This window comes from Sorangium sp. So ce385, from assembly GCF_051474135.1.
In the GTDB taxonomy this organism is placed as follows: Bacteria; Myxococcota_A; Polyangia; order Polyangiales; family Polyangiaceae; genus Sorangium; species Sorangium cellulosum_D.
Genome location: NZ_CP150337.1, coordinates 13,181,709 through 13,199,292 on the forward strand (window position 1 = coordinate 13,181,709; position 17,584 = coordinate 13,199,292).

12 protein-coding genes are annotated in these 17,584 nt (G+C 70.5%); 6 read left to right on the forward strand and 6 right to left on the reverse strand.

Going from position 1 to position 17,584, the window contains the following annotated elements:
• Nucleotides 1-1,120: 1,120 nt before the first annotated feature.
• Together WME83_RS48300 and WME83_RS48305 are read right to left on the reverse strand one after the other, a co-directional pair.
• A complete protein-coding gene (locus WME83_RS48300) occupies nt 1,121-1,672 on the reverse strand; it encodes a hypothetical protein (protein WP_437322126.1) in 552 nt (183 codons plus the stop codon).
• The gene (locus WME83_RS48305; protein ID WP_437316466.1) at nt 1,557-5,012 is read right to left on the reverse strand and encodes a DUF6531 domain-containing protein; all 3,456 of its coding nucleotides are present in this window, start codon (nt 5,010-5,012) and stop codon (nt 1,557-1,559) included. Before WME83_RS48305 ends, WME83_RS48300 begins: the two co-directional genes overlap by 116 nt.
• A 297-nt stretch (nt 5,013-5,309) precedes the next feature.
• Here WME83_RS48305 and WME83_RS48310 point away from each other — a divergent pair, with 297 nt between their 5' ends.
• Nucleotides 5,310-6,800, forward strand: a complete 1,491-nt coding sequence (locus tag WME83_RS48310) for a HEAT repeat domain-containing protein (protein ID WP_437316467.1) — start codon at nt 5,310-5,312, stop codon at nt 6,798-6,800.
• A 162-nt stretch (nt 6,801-6,962) separates the two neighbouring features.
• Here WME83_RS48310 and WME83_RS48315 read toward each other — a convergent pair whose 3' ends face one another.
• Complete coding sequence (locus tag WME83_RS48315) at nt 6,963-7,274, reverse strand: hypothetical protein (protein ID WP_437316468.1); 312 nt, start codon at nt 7,272-7,274, stop codon at nt 6,963-6,965.
• A 278-nt stretch (nt 7,275-7,552) separates the two neighbouring features.
• On the opposite strand from WME83_RS48315, the gene WME83_RS48320 reads away from it, so the two are divergent.
• Nucleotides 7,553-8,782 carry a winged helix-turn-helix domain-containing protein gene (locus WME83_RS48320; protein ID WP_437316469.1) on the forward strand — a complete coding sequence of 410 codons (1,230 nt, stop codon included), beginning with the start codon at nt 7,553-7,555 and terminating at the stop codon, nt 8,780-8,782.
• Here the strand turns inward: WME83_RS48320 and WME83_RS48325 are convergent.
• Nucleotides 8,779-9,342, reverse strand: a complete 564-nt coding sequence (locus WME83_RS48325; protein ID WP_437316470.1) for a hypothetical protein — start codon at nt 9,340-9,342, stop codon at nt 8,779-8,781. The two genes, WME83_RS48320 and WME83_RS48325, sit on opposite strands and share 4 nt — an antisense overlap.
• 251 nt (nt 9,343-9,593) lie before the next feature.
• On the opposite strand from WME83_RS48325, the gene WME83_RS48330 reads away from it, so the two are divergent.
• Together WME83_RS48330 and WME83_RS48335 are read left to right on the forward strand one after the other, a co-directional pair.
• The gene (locus WME83_RS48330) at nt 9,594-10,793 is read left to right on the forward strand and encodes a glycosyltransferase (protein WP_437322127.1); all 1,200 of its coding nucleotides are present in this window, start codon (nt 9,594-9,596) and stop codon (nt 10,791-10,793) included.
• A gap of 444 nt (nt 10,794-11,237) precedes the next feature.
• Nucleotides 11,238-12,443 carry a PAS domain S-box protein gene (locus WME83_RS48335; protein ID WP_437316471.1) on the forward strand — a complete coding sequence of 402 codons (1,206 nt, stop codon included), beginning with the start codon at nt 11,238-11,240 and terminating at the stop codon, nt 12,441-12,443.
• Here WME83_RS48335 and WME83_RS48340 read toward each other — a convergent pair.
• Entirely contained in the window at nt 12,437-12,553 is a 117-nt protein-coding gene (locus WME83_RS48340) for a hypothetical protein (protein WP_437316472.1), read from the reverse strand. The genes WME83_RS48335 and WME83_RS48340 overlap by 7 nt on opposite strands.
• 482 nt (nt 12,554-13,035) lie before the next feature.
• Here WME83_RS48340 and WME83_RS48345 point away from each other — a divergent pair, with 482 nt between their 5' ends.
• Nucleotides 13,036-15,114 (forward strand): hypothetical protein, encoded by a 2,079-nt coding sequence (locus WME83_RS48345; protein WP_437316473.1) that lies wholly within the window; start codon nt 13,036-13,038, stop codon nt 15,112-15,114.
• A 166-nt stretch (nt 15,115-15,280) separates the two neighbouring features.
• Here WME83_RS48345 and WME83_RS48350 read toward each other — a convergent pair whose 3' ends face one another.
• Nucleotides 15,281-16,804 (reverse strand): radical SAM protein, encoded by a 1,524-nt coding sequence (locus WME83_RS48350; RefSeq protein ID WP_437316474.1) that lies wholly within the window; start codon nt 16,802-16,804, stop codon nt 15,281-15,283.
• A 292-nt stretch (nt 16,805-17,096) separates the two neighbouring features.
• On the opposite strand from WME83_RS48350, the gene WME83_RS48355 reads away from it, so the two are divergent.
• The gene (locus WME83_RS48355) at nt 17,097-17,513 is read left to right on the forward strand and encodes a peptidase inhibitor family I36 protein (protein WP_437316475.1); all 417 of its coding nucleotides are present in this window, start codon (nt 17,097-17,099) and stop codon (nt 17,511-17,513) included.
• Nucleotides 17,514-17,584: the final 71 nt, after the last annotated feature.

The following is a 17,584-nucleotide window of genomic DNA, read 5'->3' on the forward strand; positions in this document are numbered from 1 at the left end:
GCAGCGAGATCCTCGCGCGAGCGCGGCCATGCCCACTGCGGTGCGCAGAGCGGAAGAAGGTCGGCGCGCGGTGCGCCGGAGGAGACGAGGTGGTCACCGGCGTACCGGCGGAGGTAGTTGACCGCGCCGCCCTCCGGTGTGTCGACGCTCTCCCAGGTGCGAACGAGCGTTCGGGCAGCCTCGGCGAACCGCTGCTCAGCGTGCGCGACGTGCTCCCGGTGCGCCGCCGCCCAGGCGGCGCGCAGGGCTTCATGACGAAAGCGAATCTGGCGACCCTCTTCACGCCATTGGAGAACCGGATCGACGGCCTTGCGATGCGTATCGAGAGAGCCGGTCACCTCGGCGGCCTGCGCCCCGAGGAGCGGCGCCAGCTCATCAGCGTCGAGCGGCGCGAATGCGCACGCGAGGGTCGTCATGAGCGCTTCCAGCCGCGCCGCACCGCGATCGCGGAGCGAGCTCGCGATCGCGTCCACATGAGCGCGTGGACCTGGACCATCGACGGCCGCCCAGGCGAGATGGTCGCGGAGAGATGGATCGACCTCCTCCAGGCGGAATCCGTCGACCGAAACATACGACACGTGCGCGGCGCGGAGGCCAAGCCGCTCTGCCCACCGCTCGGCAACGTCGCGCGTGCCGGAGACCGTCACCACCACACGCGCGGCGGAGCCTGGCGCGTCCAGCACCGAGCGGCGAGCGTCGTCCGGCCAGTCCACACATGCGTCAGGCGTGATCAAGCCAATCAAGAGCTGCGGCTGGCCGTCATCGCCCTCCCAGTTCATGATGCGGTTGACGAGGCTCGTGCGGACACCGAAGTGAAACTCGTCGAATCCCGTGCCTTCGGGCCATGGGCCGGCGGAGAGCCGCGCGAGCACTTCTTCCTCGAAGGCCGCGCCAAACACGCGTCCCGCGCGGACGAGGAGCTTCAGGGTGCCAGGACCTGTGATCGAGCAGAAGAAGCGTTCAATCACCGTGCTCTTCCCTGCGCCAGAGGGACCATGGACGACGCACGCCGACGGGCGCCCCGCTTCGTACCAGGATCGCAGCGCTTCGAACGCCCTGAGCTGGCCCTCACCAAAGAACTGTCCCTCCATCGAACTCTCCTGAACCCGGGGATGACTCGTCATCTTCGCCGGTACTTCCCGAACTTGCCGCGCTTTCCTCCCTCGCCTATCACCGCGTGGCTGATTCCGAGGCTCTCGAACATCTGTTGGCAAAGGTCGCAAGGGTTGACGCGGTTGCCGCCTTTGGTCTGAAATGTCTCGATCGAGACGTTGGGATTGTCGAACTTTGCTTTGAGTCGGCTGTTTACTTCTGCCCCCTTTTGCTCTTTGGTCATCGGTACAAACGGTTCCCTCTTGTTTCCCCTCTTCTTGGCGGCGTTTTGCTCGCTTTCGACCTCAGCGGTGATATCGTTCTTCATGCGCTGGAGCGCCTGGGTCTCGGCGCACGAGTTCTTGTGGTAGTCGTGCGGGATCTGTCCGCCTGCTTCAGGCTTCTTGTTTCTTGCTTCGTCGATATTGTATCCTTCGTACAGCACCGTCGCCGGCCGCGTGCTATTATCGACGATTCGCGTATAGACGAGCCCCCACGGGTCTCCGTAGCCGAACGGGTCGTTCCTGGCATAAGCGAATGTGTTGAGCCCGCCGAGCGGCTCCACCGGATCCGGCGAGATGTACCGGCCGAGCGCCGGGTCGTAGTAGCGGTAGCGGTTGTAGTGGAGCCGTCTCCGCATCGGCGTAGTGCCCCAGGAACCTGAGCGGCGTCGCCGCCCGCGCTCCCGCGCGCACGGCGGCTTCGCCCCACGCCGTCCTCGCGATCTCGGCGATGATTTGGCCGTCGCCGCCGAGGAGCCGCTCCGGGAAGCCCGCTAGGTCGTTGGCATAATAGACCCACGGTCCTTCGCGGGTCTCGCCGCCGCGCCGAACGATCTCCCGGTGCGCCAGCGGCTCGCCGTCACCATCGAAGCAATACCGCCGTTCGAACCTCACCTCGTCAGCGTCGGTGACCTCGTGAAGCAGGGTGCTACCGTGCCAGTAGAACCGTGTGCGCCGGAGGGACTGCCGGCTCCCGTCGGCGCCTCTCCGGTAGAGCTCCTTCTTCAGCCGCCGCGCGAACGCGTCGTACGTGTATTCGATCGCACTACCGTCCGGCAAGACCACCTCGGACAGCGTGCCCGCCTCTGCCCACTTATACGACGTGACGCGATCGCCCGCATCGGTCCGCTCGCGCCGCTCGGTGAGCCTGCCGAGCTCGTCCCAGACGAGCGTTGTCGTGCCCGTGCGCAGGAGCAGATCGCCGCCGCCGTACTCACGGCTTGCGCCCGTCCCACTCGCGTCGTGCACGTTGCCCGCCGGGTCGTAGGCGAAGAGCTCGCCACGAGCGCCCTCCGGCACGACCGCGACGAGCTGTCCGAGCGCGTCGTACTGGTAGCGGGTCCACCCGTATCGCGCGTCCCACAGGGCCGCAAGCTCGGAGGACGCGCTATACTCCATCCGCTGATGGAGCGTCGTCGCGGGCTCACGCGCGCCTGTCCACGCGGGCTCCCCCGGGCGCACCCGCCGCTCCAGCGCTGGCGACGTGACGTGCCTCTCGGCCAGCCTGCCCGCGAGATCATAGCTCAGCAGCACGCGTCCGCCGCGTGACAGCGCGCGCTCGATCTCCCGCCCGGCAAGGTCGAGCCGCACCTCCATCTCCTCGGCCTCGTCGAGCCGCAACGTGAAGCTGTGACCCGCGTAGTTTCGGCGCCATTCCGCGGTGTGGCCGATCGACGTCCGGAGGCGCACGGGAAGGCCGATGGCATCGTGCTCGACCTGGACCTCGAACGCCTCGCCGCCGACGATCTGCCGCTCCCTGACGATCGCGCCCGCGGCGTTGCGCACGAACTCCACCCTCCCGCCCGCAGTCTGGGCGGCCAGCACGTCGTCCCGGAAGTCATACTCGAACATCTCCTCGGCCCCGTCCGCGCGCGTCCGCTTCACGATGCGCCCGAGGAGGTCGCGCTCGAGAAAGACCTCATGGCCGCTCCCGAACGACACACGCACAACGCGGCCCGCGAGATCGTGATCGTAGCTGATCTCGCGACCGTCGAAGGTGCGCTCGTACTGCTTCAGCCCGGTCGGTCCCAGCTTGAACGAGTACATCTCCCCCCGTGCGTTGACGACGCGGACGAGCCGCTCCTTTCGGTCATAACGCAGCCGGACCGTGCTCCTGTCGGGTAGATGCGCCTCGGCGAGCGAGCCGGTGCCGCCCCGAACGAGGATAGTCCTCCGCCCGCCGGGATCGATCTCCTCGATCACGTTACCCAGGCCGTCGTGGACGAACCGCCAGCTCTGCCCGCCCGGTTCCTCCATGGAGACGAGTAGACCTTTGTTGCTGTACCTGTAGGAGGTGACCGCACCGCTCTCGTCGCGAACCGATGTACAGCGCCCGAGCTCATCGTATGTCGCTTGCCAGAGCACGACGCCGCTCTCGTCCGAAGCCTCGACGGCGTTGGCGTGGTCATCGTAGCGATAATGCCGACCACGCCCGTTGGGAGCCATCGTCTGCACGGGCAGCCCGCGCGCGTCGTAGCGCAGCTCGAATAGCGCGCCCGTGGAGTCCTTGATGAGGAGCGCGTCCTTCGTGTACTCGACGACCGTCTCGCCGCCGCCCGGATCAACGACGCGGGTGATGTCTCCGTTCGGCAGGCGCTCGATGTGCGTCTCCTGGCCAAGCGCGTCGATCACGCGCGTCTCGTTGCCGAGCAGGTCGCGCTCCCAGCGTGTGGTGGCGCCCATCGCGTCCGTGTACGACGTGAGGTGCCCGCGCGCATCGTAGGTCCGTGTGAAGACGCGCCCGTTCGCCACCGCCTTGTCGGCCTTGCCGTGCGCGTTGCCGAAGTACCGGAACACGCACGCAGCGTCGGCGACCTCGCTGTAGCCGTGAGTGCCGTAGTCGATCTTGACGTGGTGGATCCCCTTGGCCCTGGTATGCCCGTCCGCGAGGAACTCGGGCAAGTCGTCCTCGAGGCACGGATCGACCCCGCTCTCATGCTCACCCCACGTCTCGATGCCCCGCCCCGCTCGATCGTAGCGGAAGAAGACCAGGCCCGTCGGCAGGCGGTACGACGAGAGCCGATGGTCGTCGTCGTACGTGTACGCCGTCGCGTGGCCGTCCGCGTCGGTGACCTTGGCGAGATTCCCCGCTGAATCGTGCTCGTACGTCGCGGCGCGCACGACCCTCCCGGAGGCGCACACGATCTCGAGCGCCGCGATCCGCCCCTCGCGCGTCGTCAGGACGCGAGTTGTCCGGCCAACGGAGTCGACGATGCGCGAGAGCGATGCCCCGCCGTAGTAGAGCTGGATCCGGTTCCCGGCGCGGTCCTCAACCGCCGCGAGGCGGAAGCGCCGGCGCGCCGGGTCGCCGAGATCCGGCTCGAAGATCCGCCGCGTGCCGTCGGGCACGTCGAGCGCGAACCCCTCCTCGTGCCGGTGGAGCACCCATCCGTGCGGTCCGATTACGCCCACGTCCCGCTCGACGACGCCGAAGGACACGTCAAGGCCATCGTCCGTCCAGACCTTCGCGCCGCCGCCGCGGCGCAGCTCGACCTCCCAGGCGAAGCTGTGAGTCCAGCCGTGGCCGAGGCCGATGTCCCGCTCCCGGCTGGTCGTCGAATACGAGCGCGCGAGCTCGAGCGGTAGCGGCCCTGGCAGCGCGAGGTCCAGGACGGGCGCGGTGAACGCCCGGCCGGTGATCACGTCGATGGGATCTCCGTGCGACGCCGCGCCGCTGCTGCTGCCGCCGTGGTGCTGTGGGCATCCGCCGCCGTCCTTCCCGGGGGAACCGCAGGCGCTCTTGCCGCCGCCACCGGCGCCGCTGCCTCCGCTCTTTCCATCGGAGCCTTGACCGTTCTTCGAGCCGTTGCCGCCGCCCGCCCCGCTCCCGCCTCCTGCGCCTCCCCCGCCCATGACGAAGACGCCGGGGTTCATGCCAGGGATCGCGGGGATGTTCGGTACCGGGGCTGTGCGCGCCATCGGAGCACCTCCTGAAGCAGCTGGAGCAAACCCGAGCACCTTCCTCGATGTCAAGCTCACCACGGCCCAGACGCGAGGAGGGCCGACGCACCGTCTTGGCGGTGGTCCCGTCTGGTGCGGTCGAATGAATTCTCAACAATGAGACGCGGAACCGCTGCGCCCACGAGAGCTTGTCTCCCGCCCCGCACGGGCACCGCCCGCTCCGGCTCGCTGGGCTTCTGTGCGGGCGCGCGCGCAGACACTGGCTGGTGAATCGGCGAGAATTCCAGCGCCCGCGCGCGGGTGCTAGCGTGCCCCATGCGCGAGCGCCTCGACGGGATCGTCGCCAAGCTGACCGCCGTTCGCGCGCGGGGGCTCTCGTGCTTCGGCAGCCACGCGCATCGCTTCGAGCTGCAGCCGCCGGCCACCGAGGCCGAGGTGGCCGCGTTCGAGGCCGCGCGGCGGGTGCGGCTGCCCGAGGACTACCGCGCGTTCCTGCTGCTCGCGGGGCACGGCGGGGCCGGGCCGCACTACGGGCTCATGACGCTCGCGCGGTGGGACGACGCGCGGTACGAGGCGCGCGACGACCTCGACGCCGAGTGCCCGCTGCATCCCGACACGCTGCCGCCCGGCCAAGGTTGGCTCGAGGCGCTCCTGCCCGGCGAGGACGAGCCGATGGACCGCGCGCTGCGGGGCACGCTGACCCTCGGCACGCAGGGCTGCAGCTTCTACAGCCAGCTCGTGGTCACCGGGCCGGCGCGCGGGCGGGTGGTGTACGTCGACCTCGACGGCGGGCGACCGTACTTCCCCGAGAGCGCGGGCTTCCTCGACTGGTACGAGCGCTGGCTCGGCGAGCTCCTGGCCGGATGCAAGATGCATGGGTTCGGCATCGGCATGCCGGGCTTCGAGCCCGAGCTGGCCGATGCGCTGCGCCGGGGGGAGCGCCTCGTGGACGCGCTGACGGCGATGCGCCGGCTGCCGCGGGTGGGCAGGGACACGCTCGAGCTGGTGATCGCGCGGCTCGATCACCCCGACGCCGGCGTCCGGGAGCAGGCGCTGGCCGTGATCGGGGACTTCGACGGCGATGCGAGGGCGCTGGCGCGGCCGTTCTTGCGCGATCCCGCGCCGGGGCCGCGCCGGGCGGCGCTGGAGTGCGTGTGCAAGGGCGATGCGGCGCGCTGGGCCGCCGATGCCCGCGCCCTGCTCGACGACGCCGACGGAGCGATCGCGTCGGCGGCCCTCCGCGCCCTGGACGACGCGCAGGTGCTGACGCTGGCCGATCTCGTGCCGCGCCTCCGCGACGCGCGCCAGGGCGTGGCGGAGGATGCAGGCCGGCGCTTCGCGGCGATGGCCGGCCGGGGCGTGCCGCCGGCGGAGGCCGCGGCGTTCGCCGCCGCCGCCGCGGCGATGCTCGATCACGAAGGGCCGCGCGTGGCGATGTACGGCCTGGAGGTTCTCGCGCACGTCGACGCGCCGGAGCTCGTGGAGCGGCTGCGCGCGTCCGCGCTCGGCGAGGAGCCCTGCCACCGGATGGGCGCGTGCCGGGCGCTCGTCCGGCAGGATCGCGCCGCGGGCCTCGACGCGCTGATCGCACTGACGCGGCACGCCGATCCGTTCGTTCGCCAGGGCGCCGCGCGCTTGCTGGGCGAGCTCGGCGACGCCCGGGTGCGGCCGGCGCTCGAGCGGCTGCTCGAGGACGAGACCAAGCCGTTCGAGCGCACGGCGAGCGGCATCCTCACCAGCGTGTACCGCGTGTGCGACACGGCCCGGATGGCGCTCGAGGCGATCGAGCGCCGCGCCGAGGCGTAGCGATTGCGGGATGTCGGTGATCCTGGCGTCCCGCGTCCGATCCGAGAGGACCGCGGCCACGGGCGTGCCGGCGTCCACCGTTCACCGCCGGCGCGCACCCCGAGCTGGCAGGAGGTGGTGGAGCACCTTGGAACAACCAACCGTGCCTTGCCTACCCCGACCTCAGCCGGGGCCCTCGACGAGCTCGATGCGGGTCCACACGTCGCCCTCACACGATCCCTCGGCTTCGATCCAAGCGCGGCAGCGCTCGCACTCGGTGTAGATCCCGAAATGCGCGGGCAGCCGGAAGCGCTCCCGGTCGCTCGCCGAAATGGCACACTCCTCGTCGACGTCTTGCCGTGGTGGTGAAGGCATCCCCTGCACCCATTCGAACAGGCCACACGGACCGTCTTTTCCCTGCCAGCCGTCGAGCGTAGCGCCACACCTGGGGCAAGCGAGCTGCGGCGCCGGCGTATACCAGTCAAACATCCCCATGCTGGAAACCTCTCGATGTGGTTGATCCGCCGAGCGGTCCGGCGGTGCGCTGCGGCGCCGGAGGCTGGGCCGGCACCAGCGCTCCGTCGTTCGCGCCTTTCGTGGCATCTTGAACTGTTCGCGAGACGCACGCGGCTCCGCCTCGCGCGCCGCCGACATCCGTTGGCCAACTTGCCACCGTACCGCTGATAACAGAAGCTGGTCATTGGGCGCGCCGCAACATTGTATTTTCTTTGCTCAGGCTCTATCGTGCGGGCCCGAACGGACGGAAGGCGCGGATGAAGGACACCCTGTCGGCGGCGGAGGCCCGGCGCGTCGCGCTGGCGGCGCAGGGCTTTCGGGCGGAGCGGCCCGGGCCGGCGGCGACGAAGCAACACTTGACCCGGCTGATCGAGCGGCTGGGCGTCGTGCAGATCGACAGCGTCAACGTGGTCTCGCGCACCCATTACCTGCCGGCCTTCTCGCGGCTGGGGGCCTATCCGCGGCCGATGCTGGAGGAGCTCGCCTGGGCGAGGAAGCGGCCGCTGTTCGAGTACTGGGCGCACGAGGCCTCGCTGCTGCCGCTCGCCGCCCAGCCGCTGCTGCGCTGGCGGATGGCCGACGCGCGCGACGGGGTGGGCGTCTGGAAGGGCGTGGCGCGCTTCCTGCGCGAGCACCGGACGGTGGTGGACCGGGCGCTGGAGCAGATCCGCGAGCGCGGGCCGCTGGCCGCCTCCGAGCTCGAGGTCGGCGCGAAGGGGGCGGGCGGCTGGTGGGGCTGGAGCGACGCCAAGCGGGCGGCCGAGTGCCTGTTCTGGAGCGGCGAGCTGACGACCGCCACCCGGCGGGGGACCTTCGAGAGGGTGTACGGCCTGCCGGAGAAGGTGCTGCCGAGGGCGGTGATCGAGGCGCCGACGCCCGCGCGCGAGGACGCCCAGCGCGCGCTGATCCGCATCGCCGCCCGGGCCATGGGCGTGGCGACCGAGCGGGACCTGCGGGACTATTTCCGCATGGGGGTCGCCGAGGCGAGGGCGCGGGTCGCCGAGCTGGTCGAAGCCGGTGAGCTGCTCCCCGTGGGCGTGAAGGGCTGGCGGGAGCCGGCGTTCCTCGATCCCGCCGCCCGGCGGCCGAGGCGGATCGAGGTTTGCGCCCTGCTCTCGCCCTTCGACAACCTGATCTGGTTCCGCGAGCGCACCGAGCGGATGTTCGGCGTGCGGGTGCGGCTCGAGATCTACACCCCCGCGGCGAAGCGGACCCACGGCTACTACGTGCTGCCGTTCCTCGAGGGCGACGCGATCACCGCGCGGGTGGACCTCAAGGCCGATCGCAAGGCGGGCGTGCTGGTCGTGCAGGCGAGCCACGCCGAGCCCTCGGCGGGCGCAGAGACGCCGGAGCGGCTGGCGGGCGAGCTGCGGACGATGGCCGCGTGGCTGGGGCTGGAGCACGTGCGGGTGGAGCCGAAGGGCGACCTGGCGGAGCGGCTGAAGAAGGCCCTGTCGGGCGTCTCGGCGTCCCGCAGGAAGCGCTAGCCGGACACGCGCTCGACGAGGTACCCCACCTCGCTCGTCCCTTCCTCCGCGCCGGCCAGCTCCTGTGGACCCGACGCTGGAGGGCCGATCCGCTCGGCGAACCAGCGCAGCACCTCTCCAAAGGAGCCGCCGTCGAACAAGAGGTCGGAGCCCCCAGATGTCGGATGGGAGCTGTCTGGAGCGTAGATGATCGTCGTGCTCCGAAGGACCGTCGCCACGGCGCGGGCGGCCTCGCGAAGACCCTCGCGGACGTGGGGTTCGAACACGAATGACCACCATCGGGCCGGATGCGTGAGCTCGAGGCCCGTCCGGAAGACAGTCGCGGAGAAGCCGAAAGGACCCGACAGCGAAAGGTGCCCTGTCTCGAACAGCTCCTCGGCGGCGTTGCTGTAAAGTGGGTCTCGGTCCCAGCGCCACGGACAAGGAGCGAAATCCAGGTCGAGGTGGACATCGAGCGCTGCTGCAGGACAGCCGAACCGCGCATCCAGCAGCTCCGGAAGGCGATAAAGCTCGTCCCAGGAGAGCGCGTGGTCGAGCAATGCAGTGAAATCAATGCCCACTCGAAGAACCTACCACGGTCCCCGACGCTCTCGCCGTCCATGACGCCGACGAGGGGAAGCGCGCTGGTTCGCGCGAGATCCACCGGCCGTTTCGGCCTGAACGGATGATCCGCGTCGCGGGCGTCTTCTCCCGCCCCCCGCTTCAGCATGTATACCGGAACTCGGGCGATAATACGATGAAAAATCGCATCGGCGGTGCCATTTCGTCCTCCGTCATCCACGCGGCGCGCGTGGTGAAAGGGAGAGAGACGATGCGGGTACTGCTGACGGGAGTGGGGACGCGCGGTGACGTGCAACCCGTGGTGGCCCTGGCCGCCGAGATGCGGCGTCGTGGGCACGACGTGCGGCTGTGCATTCCGCCGAACTTCATCGACTGGGTGGTTGGCATGGGCTTCACGGCGAGCCCGATCGGCATCGCGATGCGTGCGCCGAACGGGGCCGCCGGCGCGCAGGCCGCGATGCCGACGCCGGAGCAGGTCCGCGCGCTCGTCGCGCACCTCGTGAAGGACCAGTTCGACGCGACCGCGGCGGCCGCCGAGGGATGCGACGCGATCGTGGCCGGCGGAGCGCACCAGTACGCCGCGCGGTCCCTCGCGGAACGGCTGGGCATCCCGTCGGTGGTCGCCCTGTACGCGCCGGTGGCCCTGCCGTCGCCGGATCATGCGCCCGGCGGGGTGCCCGGGGGCGACGCGGACGCCAACCTCCGAGGCTGGCAGGACGAAGCGCGGAGCTGGAACGAGCGGGTCCTCGAGCGGCTCAACGACCATCGGGAGCGGATGGGGCTGAGTCCGCTGAGCGATGCGTTCAGCCACGTCCTGGGCAAGGCTCCGTGGCTCGCGGCGGACCCGGTCCTCGGGCCGCTGCCGGCGACGCCCGGCCTGGAGGTCGCGCAGACGGGAGCCTGGCTGCTTGAGGACACGACGCCGCTCGTCCCCGAGCTGGAAGCGTTCCTCGCCGCCGGCGAGCCGCCCGTCTACGTCGGCTTCGGCAGCATGCCCGTGGACCCGCAGACCGGCCGGAGCGTCATCGAGGCGGTGCGGGCCGCGGGGCGCCGCGTGGTGCTGTCGCAGGGGTGGGCCGAGCTCGGTCTGGTCGACGACGCCGCCGACTGCATCGCGATCGGCGACGTCAACCAGCAGGCGCTGTTCCCGAGGGTCGCCGCGGTGGTGCACCACGGCGGGGCGGGGACGACCACGACCGCGGCGCGCGCGGGGGTGCCGCAGGTGATCGTGCCGATGTTCGCGGATCAGCCGTACTGGGCGGCGCGCGTGCGGGCGCTCGGGATCGGGACGTCCGTTGCGCGTGGGGCGCTGAGCGCGGAGTCGCTCCGGGCGGCGTTGGGGGGCGCGCTCGATGAGGGGGTCGCTGCTCGCGCCGGCGCGATCGCGGGCGCCGTGGCGGTGGATGGCGCGGCCGTAGCGGCGGACCTCGTCGAGAGCGCCGCCGCGTGAACCTCGAGGGGGCGCCGCGTCCGGCTCATCGGGCGCGCGCAGGGACCTCGCTTGCGGCCCCGTGCGCGACGAGCTCGGTCACGCGGAGCTGATCAGGGACAGGGACGGCGCGGGTGGCGGCGCCATGGCGGCTCGGCACCTCGCGAACCGCGGGGGCAGTGGAGCCCCGACGGCAGCCAGCTTGCCGCTACGACGTCGAGCGCCCAACCCGGGTTGGAGCGTCACTGGACGTCCGAAGAGCGAAGCTTGATGGGAGAACATCTGGCACGACCGTTGTGGGTGCTTTGCGGATCAGCACGGCGCCTGAGTCGGCCCGTGATCGGCGCAGGGCCGGCGCGATGAATCGCTCGATGCTGCGATCGCCCGCCCAGAGCCCTTGCGCGATCAAGACTACATCGCCGTACTCCTCGACATGGCGACGGCGCCTCCTGTACAGTACACGACATGACCGAAGCTGCGAACCCGGACGAGCTGGAGATCGCGACGGGCTACATGAGCGCTGTCCTGAATGGGCCGTTCATCGCGATGGAGTGTACGGGGGACACCGGGGCTCTCGAGATCGCCGCGTGGAGCGCCGGGGCAGCACGGGTTCTTGGCTATGCCAGGGAAGAGGTGATTGGCCGCCGCCTCTCGGACACGATCCTGGGCGGCGCCGACGTCGACCTCTGGCGGCGCCTCTGCGACGGGCCGGTGGGCGCGCCGCTCACCGTCCAGCACAGGCGGGCGGACGGGGGCGTCGTCGTGTGCGAGTGGGTCCACCAACCGATGCGCGACGCGGGCGGCCGGGTGGTGCGCAGGCTCTTCCTCGGGCAGGACGTGACCGGGCTCGGCCGTGCGGCGGAGCAGGCGCGAGATCACGCGATCCTCCTCCGCGCCATTCTCGATCACGCTCCGCTCGTCGCGTGCAAGTACGACCGCAATGGGGTCTTCACCTTCCATGACGGCAAGGGGATCGAGCGCGCGGGCCTGACGCCGGGGCAGCTCCTCGGCATGAACGTCTTGGACCTGTACGGGGTCGACCCGGCGTCTGCGGAGGCGATCCGGCGAGCGTTCGCTGGAGAGGCTGCGGAGATGGACACCGAGGCCCACGGCGCGAGCTGGCGGTCGTGGTTCCTTCCCGTGCTGGACGAACGCGGCGCGCCTGACGGTGCCGTTTCCGTGACGTTCGACATCACGGACCTCAAGCGTAGGGAGAGCGAGATCGAGGCGAAGCTCGCCATGATCGAAGCCCAGCAGCAGGTCATCCGCACGCTATCGACGCCCATCATCGAGGTCTGGGATCGCGTGCTGACAATGCCGATGGTCGGCGTCATCGACAGCGCGAGGACCTCCGAGGTGATGGACAACCTCCTCGATGCGATCGTCACCAAGGGGGCGCGCTTCGCGATACTGGATCTCACCGGGGTCGACGCGGTGGACACGAAGACGGCGAGCTACCTCGTCGAGCTGGTCCGCGCGATAAGGCTCCTCGGCGCGGAGGGCGTGATCACGGGCATCCGGTCGAACGTGGCGCAGACGATGATCACGCTGGGTCTCGACCTTTCGGAGGTCATCACGATGGGCAATCTCCGCGCAGGCCTGAAGCTCTGCATACGGCGATTGAACATCGAAGCCGCCGCCGCGACCGGCGGCGCAAAGCGGCCTCAATAGATCTCGTGCTCGGCAGCGACGGGCGCCACCGCGTCGAGACGCCTCGTCAGCTCGCGCACGTGCGTTGTTGGCACCTGCGGGAACCGGTGATGCTCTCGATGATAGAACATGCTGTACGCGAGCGCTGGCTTCCATCTCCCGCGCTGCGTGCGCGCGACGCGCGCGGCACGGTCGCACCCGTGGCGCGCGGTTCACACGGCGAAGATCCCGGCCGCGCGCTCGCCGGCCAGCGCGCGTCCGACGCCGATTTCAAAGATCCCTTGTCGCCGCGATGCCCCGCTGCCGACGCCGAGCACAGGGGAACCTCACCGAAACGCACACGGCCCGACAGCGCCGGGCACCCTTGGTACACGGGCGACGTCCGCCGCCGCCTCGCCCAAGTCGATCTCGGGGAGCTCGCCGGCATGTACGGGCGGGCTCGCCGGCCATGAGCACCGCTCCTGTGTTGTCGCCCGCCGTGCCGCCGCGTACATCCGCCGCGGCGGGCGGGCTGCGGCTCGGAAGGTCCCAGTCTTACAGGGTGAGAGCGGCTCGCGTCTCCCGGCGTCGGTTCCTCTTGGGGTCCCATCGGCGCTGACGATATCCTGCGAGAATGCGCCTTTCTCCTGTGCTCGCCGTCCTCGCGCTCGTCGGCTGCTCCACACATCCGCAAGCCGCACACGACAGGGTCGATTCGCTGACCTCGGCCCTCGACCCGACGCCCGCGGGTACCTGGAAGATCCGCGACTGGGGCGATGTCTCCTTCGATGACCACGCTCGCTTCGTCTACCACGCGGGCATGGAGAGAGTGCTGCTCGTCAGCGGTCGCCCCAACCGCGGCGTGTTCAGCTGGGATGGCCGCGGCTGGGACCACGTGGCCGACGCCAACAGCAGCCTGTTCATGCAGGGAGCGGCCTACGATGAGGCGCGCGATCGCGTGGTGGTGTTCGGCGGGCTCGCGGCCGACCACGTCGGCGCCGACCGCTCGCGCAGCACATGGCTCTTTTCGGGGGGAACCTGGCAGGAGCAGACGCCGAGCGGCCCTGAGGCAGGCGGCGGCGCGACCCTCGTGTACGACGCCGCGCGCGACCGCGTCGTGCTCACGGGCGGCGCCGGTCATACCAATGCCACGCCGCGCGACGACACCTGGCTGTTCGACGGAGAGGCCTGGACGAAGGCGGACGCCGCCGAGTCGCCGGCCTCGCAGTACGCCGGCGCCGCCTACGACCGCGCGCGCGAGCTCGTGGTGCTGGTGCGGCCCGTCGACGGCCCGGCCTCCGAGACCTGGGAATGGAACGGCGCCGCGTGGAGCCGGATCGCGGCGACGACGCCGCTGCCGTACGCCTACAGCTACTCGCTCGCCTACGATGAGACCGCCGGACGTGTGGTGGGCCTGGTCGAGGGCGGGCTGTGGGCCTGGGACGGGAGCGCCTGGTCACGTGTGGACGCGAGCGACGGACAGGAGAGCGAGCGCGCCCACGCGGTCATCGCCTATGACGCCGCGCGGGGCCGCCTCGTCGCCCACAACGCGTCGGCCAGCACCTGGGAATACGACGGAGCCACCTGGCACGAGCTGCCGTCCACGCGCCCCCGGGCGCGCAACGGCGCTGCGCACGTCTACGATCCGGCGCGCGAGCGCGTGATCTACTTCGGCTCGGTCACCGATCCCGAAGACGCGACCTGGGAGTGGGACGGCGCGGGCTGGACGCGCGGCCCTCGCGCGGTGTCGTCGACGCCGACAGGGCTCGCCATGGCCTACGACAGCAGGCGATCGCGCGCGGTGACCGAGGTCGACCAGCAAACCTGGGAGTATGACGGGACGGCCTGGGTCGACGTGGGGCCCGCGCCGAGCGCGATGTCGCTGATGGCCTTCGACGCCGCGCGCGGGGTCACGGTCGCGCTGAGCGGCGCGGCCACCTGGACCTGGGACGGCGCGAGCTGGCAGCAGGTCATGGTCGACGGGCCCACCCCCGCGCGCGACAGCGCCATGGCCTACGACGCGTCGCGCGAGCGCATCGTGCGGTTCGGCGGCTACACGGACGGGTCGGGAGACTCGCAGATCGACGAGACCTGGGAGTGGGACGGCAGCAGCTGGACCCTGATGTCGCCCGTCACGCGCCCCACGGCGCGCGGCGGTCACTCGATGGCCTTCGACGAGCGCCGCGGGGTGATGGTGCTCTACGGCGGCTATCGCCACAACGAGGTCTGGGAGTACGACGGAACCACCTGGGTACAGCGCGTGACGCCGACCGCGCCCCCTGGCTCGTTCTCGAACGGTCTCGTCTACGACGCCGCGCGAGACCGGATGATCTTCTTCGCAAACGACGGAACGCTCTGGGAGCTCCTGCCGGTGGGCGATGCCTGCACGTCGGGCGACGAGTGCGCGAGCGGAGCGTGCGTGTCCGGCGTCTGCTGCGACCGCGCCTGCACGTCGAGCTGCGAGGCGTGCAGCGTCGAGACGGGCGCGACCCAGAGCGGCATCTGCGAGGTCCTGCCCGACGCCGGCGCGGACTGCACGAGCTCCGACGTCGACGCGGGCTCCCCTGACGGAGGTCCCACCTCGCCCGGTAAGGGCGGCGGCGGCTGCGGCGTCGCGCAGAGCGCGCCGCGCACGTCCGGAGCCCTGGCCTGGCTAGGCGGGCTCGCGCTCGCCGCCGTCATCCTTCGCAGGCGCGGCCGCGCGGCGGAGTGACCCTGCCTGCCAAGTCGACTCAAAGGCGGTCGGTGGGCGCTGCTCGAGACCTACGAAGAGGACGCGAAGGTGAGGGCCGAGCCGCTCGATGCGGTGGAGCTCGATCTAGCGGCGATCTGGACCCGATGACGATGGCTCATCCCGCTTTCTGCCATGGTCGCTCGACTCACCCCATGAAATCGTTGAGCCGCACCTTGTCGTCCAGGAGATCGCGCGTGCGCCGCCCCGCGCCGTCCGCGCGCAGCGCCTCGACACGGGGCCACGCGAGGAGCCCCGCGACGGAGTCTGCATAGAACATCCCCCGCGGCGTGAGGCGCAGCGCCTCCGCGTCCAGCGCCGCGAGGCCGGCGGCCTCGATCGCCTCGATCGCCTCCCCGAAATGCTCGACGAGATCCGCTCCGAAGATCTCGCGATACGCGGCGCGCGGGACGCGGAGCCGGCAAAGGGTGCGGGTCACGAAGAGCAGGCGCAGATCTTCCTCGTGGTACGCGAAGAAGAGATCGTGCTCCCCCCAGAGGCCCGCCTCCAGCGACTTGGCGCGCGCGAGCTTCACGGCGCGACGCCGCGAGAGGTCCGTGAACGACGAGATCGAGAGCGGCCCAAAGCCGATGGCGTCGTAGCGCGCGGGCGTGAAGCTGTGCTCCTCGTAGACGAAACGGCGATCGGTCGCGTGGACATCGGCGCGCTCGAAGTTCGTCAACGTCGCCTGAACGTAGCCGCGCTGGAGCAGCGCCTCGCGCACGGCGAGCCAGTTGTCGCAGGCCTGCTCGACAGAGGGCAGCTCGGCGCGGATCGCCCGGTCCTCTGCCCACGGGGTGCCTTGGCCTGCGGCGAGCACCAGATGATAGACGCAGATCTGATCGAACCCGAGCGCCTGGGCCTCGCCCGCGTCGGCCAGCATCCGCGCCAGGGGCTGAGAGGGCAGGTTGATGAGGAAGTCGCCCGACACGGTGAGCCTGCTCCGGTGAGCCTTCTCGACGACCCGCTCGACGTCGCGCCGGCCGCCGAAGCCTCGCCGCCCCATCCGGGTGAGCATCGCCTCATCGAACGTCTGCACGCCCATGCTGATCCGCCGGTGGCGGGCCGGCATGTCGAGCAGCACCTCGAAGGGACCGCGCAACAGCGAGCGAAACAGGGCCGGGACGCCCTCGAGCGTCACCTCGGCCCCACGCAGATCGAGATGGCGCCCGAGCGCCTCGCCGATGGCAGAGAGCTCCCCCCTCGGCGTGAGGTTGGCTGTCGCGCCGCCGAAATAGACCGCGTCCACGCGTCGCCCGGCAAGCTCGGGGTGCTCCTGGAAGAACGCGTCGATCTGCTCGGCCACCGCCCGCGCCGTGCGGCGGAGCAGCCCCTTGTCGTAGGGGTCGTGCGGGAACGTGCAGAACCCGCAGCCCTCGACCCTCGGATTGCACTGCGCGTGCGGGAGCACGCCGACGAGGATCGGTCGGGTGGGGTCGAGCTGCACCCAAGGGGGCTCGCCCGCGCCCGGGATCCCCTCTCGGTCCTCAGGAGCCCTGGCGAGGCCCAACGCACGCACCTCGCCGTCGGCGCGCCGGACGGTCCCTCGGAGCACGCCGCGTGACCGCTCGACGGCAGGCCGCATCAGCGGCAGCATGGGATACCCCTGCAGGAGCCGGTGCCGCTGGGGCCCTGACATCCGCCGCGCCAGCTCGCCACGCCACGACGTCACCAGGAGGATGCTACGGGCCCCAAGCCGACCTGTCGAGCGCCTGAGAGCGCCTGAAGACGAGCAGCGGCCATCGCCCGCAGCTCGCCTCCCGCGGGCGATGTGCCGTCGCGCATCGACGAGCCGTCCGCGCAGTCCGTCCTCCAGCATGGGATATTTTCAGAGATATGCGAGCCCGTGTGTTACTTGAGTTAAATTCTGTTAACGATCATCGAAACCGGGAATGCGTGAATCGCCTCCAGCGCTAGGTGCCTCCGCAGTACCTGCCCATGGGTGGGCAGGAGGAGGAAACCACATGCGCTTGCTCAAACTCGTTCAGAACCTCCGCCGTTTCGCTCCGTCCCGCTCCCTGGGCCTACGCGCCCTGGTGGGCGTCGGCGTCCTCGCGGGGGCAGGCCTGCTGCTTCCCGAGGTGGCCTCGGCGGAGGAGGACCCCGTTCCCTGCCCGTTCGACGGCGTCCTCTGCCTCTTCGAGGAGGAGGGCTACGGCGGGGAAATCTTCAATGTCCGGGCGCTGAACCCGCAGGTGGGCACGTGCGTCAACCTTCCGGAGCACGGCTGGGAGGGAAGAGCACACTCTGCCTACAACACCAACGGCGCCGCCGCCGCGATCTTCACGAACGAGGACTGCATCGGCTACCCGTACCCCGTCTTCGGGGAGAGCGGCCTGAGCCCGCTGCCGTTCGTCCCCAAGAGCGTCTACGTCTTCTGAGGCCGATGATCCGGCTCGACCAGCCGCGCTGACGGCGAACCGCGCAGCGCCGCCGCGACGCGCCCATTCAC

What these genes read in the sequence shown, in the direction of transcription:
- WME83_RS48355 (WP_437316475.1), top strand. Translation starts at nt 17,097, where the DNA reads ATGCGCTTGCTCAAACTCGTTCAGAACCTCCGCCGTTTCGCTCCGTCC.
- WME83_RS48340 (WP_437316472.1), bottom strand. Translation starts at nt 12,553, where the DNA reads ATGTTCTATCATCGAGAGCATCACCGGTTCCCGCAGGTGCCAACAACG.
- WME83_RS48345 (WP_437316473.1), top strand. Translation starts at nt 13,036, where the DNA reads ATGCGCCTTTCTCCTGTGCTCGCCGTCCTCGCGCTCGTCGGCTGCTCC.
- WME83_RS48335 (WP_437316471.1), top strand. Translation starts at nt 11,238, where the DNA reads ATGACCGAAGCTGCGAACCCGGACGAGCTGGAGATCGCGACGGGCTAC.
- WME83_RS48315 (WP_437316468.1), bottom strand. Translation starts at nt 7,274, where the DNA reads ATGGGGATGTTTGACTGGTATACGCCGGCGCCGCAGCTCGCTTGCCCC.
- WME83_RS48330 (WP_437322127.1), top strand. Translation starts at nt 9,594, where the DNA reads ATGCGGGTACTGCTGACGGGAGTGGGGACGCGCGGTGACGTGCAACCC.
- WME83_RS48310 (WP_437316467.1), top strand. Translation starts at nt 5,310, where the DNA reads ATGCGCGAGCGCCTCGACGGGATCGTCGCCAAGCTGACCGCCGTTCGC.
- WME83_RS48320 (WP_437316469.1), top strand. Translation starts at nt 7,553, where the DNA reads ATGAAGGACACCCTGTCGGCGGCGGAGGCCCGGCGCGTCGCGCTGGCG.
- WME83_RS48305 (WP_437316466.1), bottom strand. Translation starts at nt 5,012, where the DNA reads ATGGCGCGCACAGCCCCGGTACCGAACATCCCCGCGATCCCTGGCATG.